This window comes from Kitasatospora sp. NPDC002040 (genome assembly GCF_040296785.1).
Classification (GTDB): domain Bacteria; phylum Actinomycetota; class Actinomycetes; order Streptomycetales; family Streptomycetaceae; genus Kitasatospora.
The window spans coordinates 42,841-57,118 of sequence record NZ_JBEOXV010000002.1; the positions used below are offsets into that span (position 1 = coordinate 42,841).

Genomic DNA, 14,278 nt, shown 5'->3' on the forward strand with positions numbered 1-14,278 from the left:
GACCAATGTGATGCATCGCACACAGGTCGGATGAAGGGGTGCGCCCGTACCACGAAGGCGATTTGAGACACCATGGGGGAACCCCTTCCCGTCGCGCCGCGACGTCGGCACCGTATGACGAGGCGTCTGGCGGCAGCACTGGCCGTCGGACTCGTCCTGACCACTCCCGGCGCCGCAACCGCCGATGACCGGCCCCTCGCAGCAGCTCCGGACTCCGGCTCCCGCGCGGCGAAACCCACCGAACCGGCCGCCGGCAACGCCGTTCAAGCCGCCCGACTCAAGGCGAAGAAGACCGGCAAACCGGTCACCATCGACGAACTGACGACCGAGACGAGCCTCACCGTCGCCCAGCCCGACGGCAGACTGGCCCTCACCACCCACCTACGGCCCGCGCGGATGAGGAACGGCAAAACCTGGACGGCGCTGGACCCCACACTCGCCCGCAACACCGACGGCAGCTACTCCCCCGCCACCACGCCGACCACCGTCAAACTCTCCGGCGGCGGCAGCGGACCGCTGGCCATCCTCGGCGACCGCAACGGCCACTCACTCGCGCTGACATTCCCGCTGCCCCTGCCGAAGCCCACCATCACCGGCGGCACCGCCACCTACCCCGCAGTCCTTGCCGGCGTCGACCTCCAAGTCGACGTCAGCGACCAGGGCGCCGTGCGCGAGGTCCTCGTCGTCAAGGACGCCAAGGCCGCCACCCACCCCGCTCTGAAATCCCTCAGGCTCCGCGCCGACGGCAAGGACCTGACATTCTCATCCGACCCACAGGGCAACCTCACCGCCACCGGCAAAGACGGCAAACCCGCATTCCAGGCCCCAGCACCCGTGATGTGGGACTCAGCCACCAGTGCCCCCGCAACGGACGCCGCCGCAAAGATCGGCAAGGGCGCTTTGCTCGCCGGCGCCGCAAGCCCCCCGACCACCCCCGTCACCGGGTCGTCAACGCAGGGACCCGGCCACGGCGCGCGCATCAGACCGATCGGCGTCCGCGCCGAAGCGGGCACGCTCACCCTGACCCCCGACAGTGACTTGCTGAACGGCAAGGACACCGTCTGGCCGCTGTACATCGACCCGACGTTCCAGCCGGCGCCGACCACCGGCACCAACCACTTCGCCCAGGTCATGGAGGGCTGCGCAGGAACCCCCCAGTACGACATCGCCCAGGACAAGGGCCAGGGCGCGGGCTTCCAGCACTACCAAAGCAACTGCTACGGCATGGAGCGCTCCTACTACGAGCTCGGCACCGGCGCCCTCACGCCGCAGATGTACATCGACAGCGCCCGGGTCTACTTCAAGGAAACCTACGGGGCGGCCTGGAGCTGCGCCGCCACCGCGCCGGTGACGCTGAAGTGGACCTGGGAGATCGGCGGCGGCACCAGCTGGAACAACCAGCCCGGCGTACGCCAGGAGGGCGAGACCAAGTGGCTCCAGAGTGCCTACGGCACATGCGGAACACGTGACGTCGACTTCGACGTCACCGGTGCGGTGCGCAGCGTCGTCCAGGAAGGCCGACCGCTGACCGTGGGACTGTTCGGTGACGAGAACCGCTCCACCAGCGTCGACCACTTCATGCGGTTCAATTCCAACCCTTACATGATCGCCACCTACGACATCGCGCCCAACACGCCCGACTCGATGTACACCACCCCCAACCCGGGGAACCCCGCGTGCGGCGGCGGGCAGCCGGGCTGGATCGGCAGGACGGTGCCGCTCGGCAACGGTGCCTCCGACATCACCCTGCACGCCTGGGGCTCGACCCCGATGCCCGGCACCAACATCGTGGTGGGCTTCCACGTCTGGGACAACATGGCCGCCGGCGCCGGCGGCGGTCCCGCAGACGCGAGCTGGCCTGTCAGCCAGACCATCAACGGCTGGGGCTGGGGGGACGCGAACATCGGCGGCCCGGTCTCTGACGGCCACCAGTACGGCTGGAACGCCTGGACCACCGATGGCCTGCTCACCAGTGGCAGCAGCGCGTTCTGCTACTTCAACGTCGACCTGAGCGCACCCCGGCTCGCGTACATCGCCCCCTCGTCCGTGTTCCCTCCGATGGGCAGCGGCATCAAGCCGACCGGCCACGCCGGTGACAGCGGCGCCACCGTACGCGTGACCAGCACCGACCCGCTTCCCGGCGGCTGCACCCGCGGCAGCTGCATCGCAAGCGGCGTCCGCGAGTTCCAGTACGCCCTCGACGACAACATCCCGCCCACCGGCTACAGCTCGGTGCCGGTGGCGGGTGTGGACTCCAACGGCGCCGCCTACGCGGACATCCCGGTCAATCTCAACCCCGACCAGTGGGGCACCCACCGCCTGTACGTGCGGGCCGCCGACAACGTCGGCAACACCCAGCCCCAGGCAGCCACATACGACTTCTACGCGCCCTGGAACCCGGCGACGAAGGTCGTGGCGGGCGACGTCAACTTCGACGGCACCCCTGACTACCTGTTCCCCGCTGCGGACGGCTCACTGACCCTGCTCCCGGGAAACAGCGACTTCACCGCCCAACCGGGAACCGCCTCCACCAAGTTCCAGAGCCCGGAGGGCAACAACCCCAACGGGGACAGCTGGAACAACTACCTGATCGCCCACCGCGGCTCCATCAGTGAGAACAGCGTCGACGACCTCTTCGCCTACAACAAGGGCAGCAAGCAGCTCTACATCTACTACAACGACTCCACCCGCATTCCCGGCGGTGCCCCCGGCCACTACAGCAACCGCACCGGCATCGCCCAGATCGGCAACAGCAGCCTGTGCGCCAAGGGCGTTGACGGCACCTGGAACAACATCACCCAGATGACGTCGCTCAGCGCGACACCGGCAAGCGCGGGCCGGCCCAACCTCGTGACCATCGAAAGCGGTCACCTGCGCTACTACGCGGGCAGCCCGCTCGGCGGCTGCCTGCTCGCCGAAGGCATCGAACTGGGCGCCGACAACGAGGACTGGAGCGCCTTCACCCTCCTGTCCCCGGGCGTCATCGCCGGCTCGCCCGCCCTGTGGGTCCGCGACAGCATCACCGGCGCGATCAGCAACCTCGCGCTGCCGCTGTCCAACGGGAAGCCCGCCGCGAAGTCCCTGCACGCCCCGAACCGCCGCACACTGGTCTCCGGCGTCACCAACTCCGCCGGCGCGAACATGTGCGCCGACATCAACGGCGCCCACACCGACAACGGCACCGTCGCCCAGCTCTGGGACTGCCATCCCGGCGCAGCCCAGGCCTTCACCCGAGGCAGCGACGGCACCCTGCACATCCTCGGCAAATGCCTCGACGTGACAGGCGGCACCACCTACAACGGCAGCAACATCGAGCTCTTCGACTGCAACGACGGCGGCGCCCAGAAGTGGGCCGACGGCCCCTACCCCGGCACCCTGCGAAACCCCCAGTCCGGCCGCTGCCTCGCCGTTCCCGGCGGACAGAACACCCCCGGCAACCACCTCATCCTGTGGGACTGCCTCGACGGCGTCAGTCAGAGGTGGACCAGCCCCTCCACCAGTTCGGTACTCCCCGGCGGGTTCAGCTCCAGCGCCTACCCCACGGTCGATTCCCCCGGTGACATCAACGGGGACGGCAACCCCGACCTGATCACCACCAACAGCAGCGGAACACTCACCCAGTACCTGGGCACCGCACCGCACGCAGGCCTCCCGCGGTTCAACGCCCCGCGCACCCTGCCCGGCCCCACCCCCGTCGGCTACAACCTCAACTCCGCCCACAACCCCACCCGATGCCTCGACAACTGGGGTGCCACCAACGGCACGGCCCTGCGGCTCTACGACTGCTACAACGGCCCCACCCAGAAGTTCACCTTCGCCGGCGACGGAACCCTGCGCACCGGCGGACGCTGCGTCTCCACCCAGAACAACGCAACAGGCAACGGCACCCTGCTGGTCATCGCCGACTGCGGCAACGCCACCGGCCAGATCTGGACCCTGCGCGCGGACGGAACCATCTACAACCCCACCGCCAACCGCTGCATCGAACTCCCCGGCTGGAACGACGCCAACAGCACCGCACTCGGCATCTGGGATTGCTTCCCCGACCACGCGAACCACCGCTGGACCTACTACACCAACACCAGCAGCTGACCAACCAATGAGGCACAGGGACCCGCAGTGCACCCAGCACCGCGGGTCCCAGCATCGGGAAGTGATCATGACGCGCCTGGGACATTCTCCGGTCACTGACACACAACCGCAGGTCAAAAGATTGCGTCGGTTGACCACTGTGGTGGCCGCTCGCATTCGCGTTGGGTGAGCATCTGGGCGAAGGACCTGACGCGGCCGGTCAGAACGTCGAGTTCGGGGCACCTAGCCAGGACCGCCGTGAGCTGGCGGCGGGAGGCTTCGGGGAGGTTGTCGGGGCGTCGCAGGACCCAGCCGGCGACGGTTCGCGGCGATGGCGGCCGCGGCTGAACGGGCTGGGCCGAGGCCCGCTTGGGGCAGATGTAGGCCCGCACGGTCTGGTAGCAGCCGCGATACGCTCACCTGTAACCCCTGAGAGGCAGCCATGTCCGAGCACCCCACCAACGCCCGTACCTCCAGCGGCCGGCCGCCCGGTGCCCGGCGCGGTGACGACGGGCTGACGGACCGCCAGCGCGCGGTCATCTCGTTTACCGACTACTGATCCACGCTCCTGATGGTCTGTCAGAGTGTTGTTCTGGTCTGGTTTGGAATGGTTTACCAACCGTCTCGGGATGATCCTGCACGTACTGGAGTGCGGCGTCAGGAGTGACTGTTGGTCAGCGGGTTGGTGCTGGGGGATCTGAGGGTTCAGGAGATTCCACGGGCTGGTGGCGGGTACTCCTACACGATCTTGTGGCCGGACGGCCTGGTGGACGAGGAAGCGGACGGCTTCCTACGGCAGTTCGAGGGCCGTGGGACGCAGAGGACCTACGCGTACTTCCTGGTGGATCATCTGCGGTGGCGGGTGCGGGAGGGTCTTGGGACTGAGACGGTGGGGCTTCTTGATCTTCACCGGTACATGGGGGCGGTGGGGGCCGAGATCCCGATGCCGTTCGGGCAGCCGTGGCGGGTCCCGCCGAAGCGTCCGTACGGTGCCTCGGCGCTGGAGGTTCTCGCGGCCTGCTTGAAGGGCTTCTACGTTCACCAGTGCTCGGTGCGGGGAGTGAACGGGCACCTGTTGGGCGATCTGGACGTGAGGCGCCTGCCGACTCGTGCGGACCGCAGCCGGCGGTGCGGGTCGGTGTAGACGTAGCCGCGCTTCTCCAGGCTCTTGAGCTGGTGCGCGACGGAAGATGTGGAGCTGAGGCCGACCGCCTGGCCGATCTCCCGCATCGACGGCGGGTACGTTGCCGATGACCAGATCGGGCAGAAGGCCTCCGGTGCGAGCTCGGTGACCGGACCCTCCGCCGCCTACGTGCCGCTGGTCGGCCGGATCGCCGCCGGCGGTCCGATCCTGGCCGAGCAGATGGTCGAGGACGTCTTCCCGCTGCCCCGTCAGCTGGTCGGCGAGGGCGAGCTGTTCGCGCTCACCGTGCGCGGCGACTCGATGATCGAGGCCGCCATCTGCGACGGCGACTGGGTCACCGTGCGCCGCCAGCCGGTGGCCGAGAACGGCGACATCGTGGCCGCGATGATCGACGGCGAGGCCACCGTCAAGCGCCTCAAGCGCGAGGACGGCAAGATCTGGCTCATGCCCCAGAACCGGCTCTACGAGCCCATCGTGGGTGAGGGCGCGGTCATCCTGGGGAAGGTCGTGGCAGTCCTTCGGCGCCTCTGAGAGGAGAAGCACCACCCTTCCCCGCCGTGGCCGTCCCCAGGTCGCCGGACGGGGACAGATGTGACTGGTCGAGATAGGCGTCACTCGGAGCACTGGCCAACCTGCGGCTTTCGACGCTTCTGGTCGCGGTGGCTGTCACCGATTTGTCGCGGAACCTGTCACCTGCCCATCCGCTACAAGATGCAAGGCCACCCCTACTTCCTGCTCATCAACGTCGACTCCAACTCCCGGGCCAGCACCACGAAGGTCGAAATCAAGGGCACCAACACGGCCTGGATGACCATGGAACGCAACTCAGGCGCCAACTGGCAGGTGACCGCCGACCTCACAGTTTGGCCAGACCCGTCACCGCACCCGGCTTCTGACCCCACCTCCGTACGCCAGAGGGAGGGCCGCCACCCCCGTCGGGGGTGGCGGCCCTCTCCGCGCACACACGGCAATGAGGCCGCGGCAGGCGAGTACGCCAACGAGGCGGTCCGGCCCGGCCGCGGGGCCTCAGACGGGGACCACGCGGCGGATCTGGTTGTGGATGTAGGAGCGGCCGGGCCGGTCGGGGTCGGGGTCGGGCAGCAGATTCACGGTGTCGGCGAAGGGCAGGGCGTCGGCGCTGCCGTCGATGGAGAAGGTACCGGTCACGTGGATCAGAACGCCGTCCCCGGGGCTGGGCTGCGCGTCGATGACGTCCACCTGGTGCTTGGTCACGGCCAGCTGGCTGGTGGACCGGTCGACAGCCAGGGTCTGGCTGAACCCGTGGGTTCACTTGTTCGGGGTGTCGTCCGGGTTGGTCGGGTGGAAGCTGTCGTGGGTGGCTGCGATTTGGAGGGCCAGGGAGTCGAAGGGCTTCAGGCGTCGTCTGGCGTCCGGGAGGAGTTTTTCGAGGAGGCGTTTTGCCTCCTGGGGGTTGCCGGTCTCCCTGACGAGGCAGGCGTGCTTGTAGCGCACCGGCAACGTGAACACGTTGTCGGTGCCCCAGACACGGCTGTAGTCGGCGGCAAGGTCGGCGAACAGGGCGGCGGCCTCCGCCGTCTTGCCAAGGCTGGCGACGGCGTCGGCGTGCAGCTCGCGCATCCTGAGGGTGTCGCTGTGATCAGGACCCGGGGAACGGCTGTAGTCGGCGGCGAGGTCGGCGAACAGGGCGGAGGCTTCCGCCGTCCGGCCGAGGCTGCCGACGGCCTCGGCGTGCAGCCGGCGCACCGACAAGGTGCTGTGGTGACCGGGGCCGTGGACGCGGGCAAGGTCTTTGACGAGTTCGGCTGCGACGCGTTCGGCCTCTCCCATCTGGCCTGACTGGCTCAGCTGCTGGACCAGCTGTTGGCGCCGCTTCAGTGTGCGCGTGTGGTCGGGGCCCCACACGCGGGTGTCCCTGTCGACCAGCTCCGCGTACGCCTGTGCCGCGCTGTCGTTGCGCCCGGTCATCGCTCCGAGCCGGGCCATGCCGCTGAGGAGGGGGCCCGAGGCGGGGCTTAAGAAGGCGATGAGAGCCGCTGTACCTGCGGCTACCGCCTGGTCGGAGTCGCTCTGCCGGTTGTCCAGGACAACCGGGACAACCACTGCGGGCCGACCCGCGGGGTGCTGGACGAGCGCGGCGGGGGGATCCTCGTCCGGATCGTGGAGCTCGTCGGCGATGCGCCGGATGGTGCGGTCGTCGGTCTCGTTGATGGCCATGACGCGGGCCAGGACGGTCTCGAAGTCATCACCCACCAGGTCCGCCGGCGCGGGCTCCCCGGCCGCTTCGGTGGGCGCGAGCTGCGCGTGCTGCTGGCCGGTGTCCCCGACGCGCAGGCGGTCGAGTTCGTCGATGAGCTCCGCCGTCCGCTGCTGGGCGACCACGGCGAGCTCCTCGGCCTGCCGCTGTTTCTCCCGGGCGAGCTGCAGTTCCTCCTTCGCTCGCGCTTCCTGGTCCAACGCCCGCACCAGACGGATCTGCATCCGCTCCATCACCTGGGGGTCCGCCGAGATCTCAAGGAGGTGCTCCCGCTCCGCGGTGAGGCTCTCCACCCGGTCGGACAGCGCGCCGATCATCCCGGTCAGCACGACGACCAGCTGCAGGGAGTTGCGCTGTGCGATCAGGAGGTCGTTGACCTGGCGCTGCGAGGCGGTCAGCTCCTTGTAGACCTCCACCTGCTGGGCGCGCAGCAGCTCCAGCTCGGCCCCCGGGCCGGAGGCGCCGGCCTGCCCGACCGAGATGCTGGGGGAGCGGGCCGCCAGGAACAGCTCCCTGCCCCGGGCCAGCCGGACCCGGTGCAGGGCGGGCTCACGCACCGTCACGTCGATCAGTGTCGTCACGAACTCCTCGGGAGGCAGCTTGCCCGCCAGGTAGAGCCCCGTCTGGCTCTTGGAGTAGCCGACCTTCGAAGCGACCTCGGTCATCGTCAGCCTGCTGTCGTCGATCTGCTTACGCAGGAACTCCGCCAGGGCCTTGAGCTCGGGCACCTGGGTTCGCACCGGCGCCCACGGTCTCCCACCACGTTTGCGCTCCGTCACGTCCTGCTCCCACCCCTTTGAACGGGCCCCCTTCTTGTCCCGGCTGTCCCGGGACAACCCGCTGTTGTCCGGACCTTACCTGCGGTGATGCCACCGTCGGGTTGGGACTACCAAGACCAACCACATCTCCTTCCCGCCACCTGGCACACAGCAGGAACCCGGGCCCCGGCCCGGCAGCATCCGTGGAGGAGAACATGACCTCGCAGCGCCCGAACCACTCAGACCAGTCCTTCCTCAGCGTCTACGCAGCCCTCGTCCTCCTGGCCGCCGCCTTCATCGGCCTCGTCGGCGGCGGACTGACCTTCTTCAGCGGCAGCTCCGTGGCCACTGCCGTACTCGCCGGGGCGACCGCCTTCGGCGTCAGCGTCCCCGTCCTGCGTTCACTGATCAGCTGACCCGACAGGCGGCTCGGCGGGAGGGATTCTCTTCTCCCGCCGGCCCGTCTTGGCAGGGTGTGCGAGGGCGCCCGAGCTGGCGATGACATCGGCCTCACGGCACCTTCCGAGCGGCCACGCACACAGCCGGAAGGCCGCCACCTGCAGGTGACGGCCTCTGCATTACCTGGAAGAAGGCCAGTTGGATCGCCGCGTCTTGAAGGTCTGTCAGGGAGCTGCGGACCGTTCCGGTCCTACCTGCTGAGCCGGCGATTCTCGGTCACGATCTCGTACATGCCCGGTCCCACCTTGCGGAACCTCCCGCCACAGCCTTCGCAATCCGGGCCCTCTGCACATCCACCCGATCCATCCGCGTGACAGGTCGGCGCGGTTTCGCTCCGACCTTTCGAGCTGCCGGGCGGCTGGGTCCCGCTGGTGCTCCGGCGGGGCCGCCGTGGGGGTGTGTCAGGGTTGGGGCCATTCGCTGCGGGTGGGGAGTTCGGCGGGGGCGGTGGGGAGGTTCAGGGTGGTGAGGTAGGTCTTGGCGTCGGGGGTGACGGGGTAGCCGCAGCGTTCGAAGTGGGGTGCGACGTTGTAGCCGGCGGCAGCGCTGGCGTAGACGGGGAACGCGGTGTCGCCCTGGGCCTTGAGCGTGGGGAAGGCGTTGTCGCGAATGAGCTTGTGCATGTCGGCCCAGTAGCGGTCGCCGGACTGGATGCGGATCTGGTCGAGGCAGGCGACCTGGGACCAGCGGTGGGCGTCGCTGCGCTTGGCCGCGTCGTCGACCCCAGCCTTCCATCCGGCGATGTCGTCGAGGGCCTTGTCCCAGGTGGACTTGTCCAGTCCGGGCTGGCCGGTGACGGCGCGGATGGCGGCGTTGCCGTAGATGTCGACATCACGTTCGGTGTAGCCGGTGCCGGAGACGGCCCGGGGCTGCTGGACGTGCCCCACCTCGTGCCACACGGCCTCGTGGTCGGGCTTGGCGAGCTCGGCGAGCTTGAGGCTCCAGTAGGTCCAGGTCGGGCCGATGGCCATGAACCCCTTGGAGGTGTACGCCCCGCCGATGTCCAGGTAGTCGCTGAATACAAAGTGGAAGGGCAGAGGGCTTCGGCTGTGCCGGGGTGAGGAGCCGTCCAGCCCCACCAAGGCGTCCTCGGCGGCGATCGCCTTCTCGTAGATCGCCAGGAGCCGGTCCTGGTCCTGGTCCTGGTACTTCAGGGCGGTGGCCCGCTCCAGGGTGAGGAGCGTGTGCGGGCCCATCAGCTGCGCGCGGGGCGCGTCGGGGAGGTCGCCCAGCTGCTGGCGGAACTGGGCGGGGGTGGTGACACCCCACTGGAAGAACGGCAGGGGCCGGGCGCCGGAGCTGGCAGGGAAGGCGACCCTCGCGTGCTGTCCGGCGGCGACCGGGCCGGTCAGGGCGAGGTAGACCTCGCCGCCAACCCCGTACGTGTCGGTGACGGTGACGCGGCCCGAGGCGGAGACGTCGGTGAACCGCATCTCCCCCTTCGCCTTGTCCCCGGTGTCGGCGATCGTCATGTCCGGGGTGCCGATGCCGACCGTGAGCGTCCCGCCCGGCGGGATCACGACGTCCAGGACCAGATCGGTGCCCTTGGGCAGGTAGTACCCGGCGGCCACCACCTGGCTCAAATGCTGGCCCGGCACCGTGGCCAGCCGCGCGGTTTCAGCGGTGTCCAGCGGGACCGCGGAGATCTCCACCGTTTCCCGGGTCTTGCGGTAGAACACCGACGGCGACCCGTCGCCCCGGGCCAGCACCAGCGCGGGGTCCAGGGCCACCGCGTCCGGTGCGGGGGCCACCGCGGTGACCGCACCGGCGGTGGCAGCGGTGGCGGGGAGTGCCGACAGCGGCGTGACGGTGGCGACGATGACGATCGAGCAGGCGGCCAGGAGAACTCGGCGGGAGCGGACCCTTGAGGTCACGGGCGTGTCCTTCCGGAACAGCGTGGCGCCACCCCCCGGTCGGGTGCGGCGTCCGGCACCTCGGAGTCTTCCGACCACCACCACACACCGCGACCCGAGGACACCCGGGGAGTGACTGACCGCCACCGGTGCGAGCGCGCACCACGGCCGCCGGTCCCCGGTGAGGCTTCCCGCCGCAGGACCGGGCCTTGCGGCCTGTCACACGTCGGGCCGGAAGAGGTCCTGTGCCGGTCGGGTCTCGGGGGGTTGGACGGGGCGGGCTTCACCGGTTCGGCCGGTCCCCGCACGGGGCGCCTGTGGCTGACGGCTGGTCAGGTGGCCGCGGGGGCGTCGGGGGTGAGGTGGCTGGTGCCGAGGGTGTTGACCTGCTGGGCGGTGTCGCCGAGCTGGTAGCGGGCGTAGAGGAAGGGCGGGGCGAGCGGGGCGATGGCGTTCTCCAGCGCGGTCTGCAGCGGCTGCCGCAGGTGCGGCTCGGCGTTGTCCAGGATGGTCAGCACGCGCGCGATGGAGGACGCGAGCTGTGCGGCGTCGCGGCGCATTCGCCGGGCGGCGCCGAGGGCGCGGTCGGGGTCGGGGTCGGTCATACCGTGTCCAACGCCAAGCGCCCCACTTGGTTCCGGCCGGCGCGGCGGGCGGTCGCGCCGGCCGGCTTCGGCGCAGCGGCCGCAACGCGGGAAGGTCGCGGATCCACAGAACCGGCCTGTGCCGGCCGCATCGGTGCGCCGGAGGTGAGGCGGCGGGCTGGGGACCGAGGACGTGCCTGTGGTTGATGACCCGTTTCGTCGTAAGGCGGACATGTGGCTGGTGGCCGCGGGAGAGCACCAACTGTGGCGGGGGCGATGGCAAGGCAGACCCGTGGTGCGCTGGCAGGGCCGGCGTGTGGGGGTCCGGCGCCGGCTGTTCCTGCTGCAGGCAGGGCCGGGGCCCCGGCGGGAGACCACGGGGTGAAAAGCACCCTCCTGCGGCCTCGCGGACGTGCCGAACCGTTTCCTCGGCGCCGGTTCGCTCGTTGTTCCGGTCGGCGCCTCTAACCAGGGCAGCGTCTGCCCGCCCAGCCGGCCGTGAGAACCCCCACGGTCACCCGGCACGGCGGGCGGAACCCGGGGCCGGTCCGGCCGGTACGCCGTGCCGGACAGGCTCCGGGCGACCAACCCGCTCCGGACCGCCCCCGAGGCCCTGGCGGTTGGAGACCGCTCCCGCGTCCTGCCCCGGCCGCCCGCCCCTTTGACCGGACGCCCGGGGCAGCATCGGCGCCGTGAGCGGCAGCACCCCACCGGGCATCCCATCCCCTCCTCGGCCCCCACAGCACACCACAGCGCCCCTGCCGCCCGGCAGGGGCGCTGTGGTGGGTGGGTCAGGGGGTGGTGTGGAGTGCGGTGAGGGTGTGGGGGCCGTTCATGGTGACGGGCAGGGGGTTGGCGGTGCCGGCGGGCTTGCCGTCGAGCTGCCAGCCGGTGAACCCGGTGGGGTCGGTGGTGGCGTGGACGACGGTGCCGGTGGCGTAGCGGCTGCCGGGGAGGTCGAGGGTGATGTTGCCGGTGGTGGTGAGGGGCTGTCCGCCGCCGCGGACCGCAATGCGGGTCAGGTCGCCGGTGGGCTGGGGCAGGCCGAGCGGTGCGCAGACGCCCTGGCTGCCGGCGACGCCCCAGGTGGTGAAGAAGGCGCTGAGGTCGTGGCCGGTGGCGGTGCAGGCGGTGGTCATGTAGTAGTTCCGCTTGGACTGGTCGTCGGTGAACTTGGGCTTGTTCTCGCGGGTCAGCTGGTAGACCTTGGCCTGCGCGGCGTCACCGTAGGCGACCCGCAGCTGCTCCAGCATGACGAGCTTGGTGAACAGCTGCGAGTAGGGGCAGGAGGGGTCCTCCTGGGTGCCGCCTTCCATGTTGAGCGGGACGCAGTCGTAGTCGCGCTGGTCCTTGGGGAGTTGGAGCCACTTCCAGGCGTCGTTCCAGGTGTTGGGGTCGGCGTCGGTGAGGCCGGGGGTGTTGCGCTGGACCGCGAGCGAGAACTGGTTGACGGTCACCTCGGTCATCGCGGTCCAGGTCCAGGTCTGCTGGTTCTCGTGGCCCATCTCGTGCCAGGTGCCCCAGGCCTTGCGCACCTGGGCGGGGTCGAGGGCGCCGCCCATGTAGTTCTGGCTGCGGGGGAAGGCGATGCGGTAGTTCCCGGAGTTGCGGTTGCCCCCGGCGTTGGTGCTGTTGGACTCCACCAGGAACTGACGCAGCGGGCCGACGCGGTGGGCGGGCTTGGAGTCGTCGAAGCCGGCGACGTCCTGTTCGACCTTCCAGATGTGGCTGTAGTTCTCGTGGAGGGCGTTCTGGTCGGTGGCCCGGTAGGTCATGGCGCTGTCGCGCGTGGTGGTGAGCGTCATGTGGTCGCCGCTGGACTGGGCCCAGGGCAGGGTGCTGGCCTCGAGCATGGCGCGCCACTGCGCGTTGGTGCTCTGGTGCTGGCGGAAGTAGGGGACGGGCACGGCGCTCTGACCGAGGCTCACGGTGACCGGTGGCGCGGTGGCGTCCAGGGAGTCCTTGGCGTACTGGACGTAGAGGAGTCCGCCGAAGGGGTCGCTGATGTGGTTGGTTCCGGGGTTGAGCCGGAGCGTGGCGGGTCTGGCCCGGTCGGTGGCGGTGTCGTCGGTGGCGGAGACCAGGTCCCAGGTGCCGATCATGAGGTTCACCGGCGGGGCGCCGGGCGCCGTGTCCAGCTCGACGTCGAGTTCCTGGCCCGGGTTGAGGTAGAAGCCGGTGGGCTGGATGTCCGGCCACAGGTACTTGCGCTGGGTGCGGTCCTTCTCGGAGGCGGAGGAGGGCAGCGCCTGCAGCGTGAGGGTCCGGGGCTGGGTGAACAGCTCCGGGCGGCTCTGCTGGAAGGGCGGCTGGGCGGGGGTGGTCTGCCAGGTGTAGGTGTGGGCGGCCCGGCCCGTCTCCCTGCCCTGCCGGTCACGGAGCACCAGGTCCACGTCGGCGGACACGCTCTGCGCCGTGGTCTGCGCGTCGACCGTGAAGACCAGGTCGGAGGTCCACGGCGCCTTGGACTTGGCCCAGCCCGAGCCGTAGGAGCACACGGTGGTGGCGGTGGGGTCCTTCACCGGGCACGAGGCTCCGCCGTTGTCGACGGAGTACGTCCGCAGGCCCGGCGACGGAGCGACGGACAGTTCGACCGTCCAGGTGTCGTCCCGGGGGCCGAAGGCGAAGTGGGCGCTCGCGGTGACGCCCCGGCCCTTGGCGGCCATGCCGCCGCCCTGCGGGGTCAGCGTCACCGCCGGGGCCTCGGCCCGGACATCGGCGCTCGCGGCGGTGCCGGCGCGTGTCACTGCCACGGCCGGTGCCGCCAGGGACAGGGACAGTAGGGATACCAGGACCGCACCCGCTCGTGCGGGACGCCTTCGAGGACCGTGCATGGACTCGCCTCCTGACAGACCCCCCGGTGGGACCCTCAGTCTCACGGCCCGGATCACCCGATCGTCGCTTCGCTCACGGAGCAGGCGAGTGAACTCGCATCCCGTTGCTCGAGGGTGGCACTCCGGTCCGCGTCTGGCAGCGGCCCGCAGGATCGGCGCACGCGCCCGCTCGCGCAGCCCGAGCGGCCATCGCCTGTCCAGGCGCACCGCACGTTCCGTGGGCACGGACGAGAGCGGGTCAGGATTTCAACGCCGCCCGACATTCAACATCCGGCGCGGGCCACTGGCTTCCGCCCGGCTGCGAAGGGGGCGTTACTTGACGCTGTGGACACCGGCCTG

General features: G+C 70.0%; 8 protein-coding genes and 3 pseudogenes. 5 read left to right on the top strand and 6 right to left on the bottom strand.

Annotated features, from left to right (window positions below):
* The first annotated feature begins 114 nt into the window (after positions 1 to 114).
* Together ABT118_RS05665 and ABT118_RS05670 are read left to right on the top strand one after the other, a co-directional pair.
* Positions 115 to 4,092 (top strand): ricin-type beta-trefoil lectin domain protein, encoded by a 3,978-nt coding sequence (locus ABT118_RS05665; RefSeq protein ID WP_350645168.1) that lies wholly within the window; start codon positions 115 to 117, stop codon positions 4,090 to 4,092.
* Positions 4,093 to 4,741: 649 nt separating this feature from the next.
* Positions 4,742 to 5,215: a hypothetical protein gene (locus ABT118_RS05670; protein ID WP_350646590.1), complete on the top strand. Its 474-nt coding sequence runs from the start codon at positions 4,742 to 4,744 to the stop codon at positions 5,213 to 5,215.
* Here ABT118_RS05670 and ABT118_RS05675 read toward each other — a convergent pair.
* Positions 5,197 to 5,313, bottom strand: a pseudogene (locus ABT118_RS05675) (LexA family protein); the annotation flags it as partial. The gene ABT118_RS05670 and the pseudogene ABT118_RS05675 sit on opposite strands and share 19 nt — an antisense overlap.
* Positions 5,314 to 5,362: 49 nt before the next feature.
* On the opposite strand from ABT118_RS05675, the pseudogene lexA reads away from it, so the two are divergent.
* A pseudogene (lexA, locus tag ABT118_RS05680) lies at positions 5,363 to 5,746 on the top strand (transcriptional repressor LexA); the annotation flags it as partial.
* A gap of 180 nt (positions 5,747 to 5,926) precedes the next feature.
* Positions 5,927 to 6,061, top strand: a pseudogene (locus ABT118_RS05685) (expansin C-terminal domain-related protein); the annotation flags it as partial.
* A gap of 180 nt (positions 6,062 to 6,241) precedes the next feature.
* On the opposite strand, the gene ABT118_RS05690 reads toward ABT118_RS05685, so the two are convergent.
* Positions 6,242 to 6,448 carry a ketosteroid isomerase family protein gene (locus tag ABT118_RS05690; protein ID WP_350645169.1) on the bottom strand — a complete coding sequence of 69 codons (207 nt, stop codon included), beginning with the start codon at positions 6,446 to 6,448 and terminating at the stop codon, positions 6,242 to 6,244.
* Between the two features lie 54 nt (positions 6,449 to 6,502).
* Entirely contained in the window at positions 6,503 to 8,179 is a 1,677-nt protein-coding gene (locus ABT118_RS05695; RefSeq protein WP_350645170.1) for a tetratricopeptide repeat-containing protein, read from the bottom strand.
* A gap of 245 nt (positions 8,180 to 8,424) precedes the next feature.
* On the opposite strand from ABT118_RS05695, the gene ABT118_RS05700 reads away from it, so the two are divergent.
* Positions 8,425 to 8,625 carry a hypothetical protein gene (locus ABT118_RS05700; RefSeq protein ID WP_350645171.1) on the top strand — a complete coding sequence of 67 codons (201 nt, stop codon included), beginning with the start codon at positions 8,425 to 8,427 and terminating at the stop codon, positions 8,623 to 8,625.
* Between the two features lie 444 nt (positions 8,626 to 9,069).
* Here the strand turns inward: ABT118_RS05700 and ABT118_RS05705 are convergent, their stop codons facing one another.
* From ABT118_RS05705 to ABT118_RS05715, 3 genes are all read right to left on the bottom strand, one after another.
* Complete coding sequence (locus ABT118_RS05705) at positions 9,070 to 10,542, bottom strand: M60 family metallopeptidase (protein WP_350645172.1); 1,473 nt, start codon at positions 10,540 to 10,542, stop codon at positions 9,070 to 9,072.
* A gap of 311 nt (positions 10,543 to 10,853) precedes the next feature.
* Positions 10,854 to 11,126, bottom strand: a complete 273-nt coding sequence (locus ABT118_RS05710) for a hypothetical protein (RefSeq protein WP_350645173.1) — start codon at positions 11,124 to 11,126, stop codon at positions 10,854 to 10,856.
* Positions 11,127 to 11,896: 770 nt separating this feature from the next.
* A complete protein-coding gene (locus tag ABT118_RS05715) occupies positions 11,897 to 13,858 on the bottom strand; it encodes a M60 family metallopeptidase (protein WP_350645174.1) in 1,962 nt (653 codons plus the stop codon).
* Positions 13,859 to 14,278: the final 420 nt, after the last annotated feature.

Excerpts from the sequence above, each read along its gene's own strand:
- ABT118_RS05665 (WP_350645168.1), top strand. The coding sequence starts at position 115 with ATGACGAGGCGTCTGGCGGCAGCACTGGCCGTCGGACTCGTCCTGACC.
- ABT118_RS05700 (WP_350645171.1), top strand. The coding sequence starts at position 8,425 with ATGACCTCGCAGCGCCCGAACCACTCAGACCAGTCCTTCCTCAGCGTC.
- ABT118_RS05710 (WP_350645173.1), bottom strand. The coding sequence starts at position 11,126 with ATGACCGACCCCGACCCCGACCGCGCCCTCGGCGCCGCCCGGCGAATG.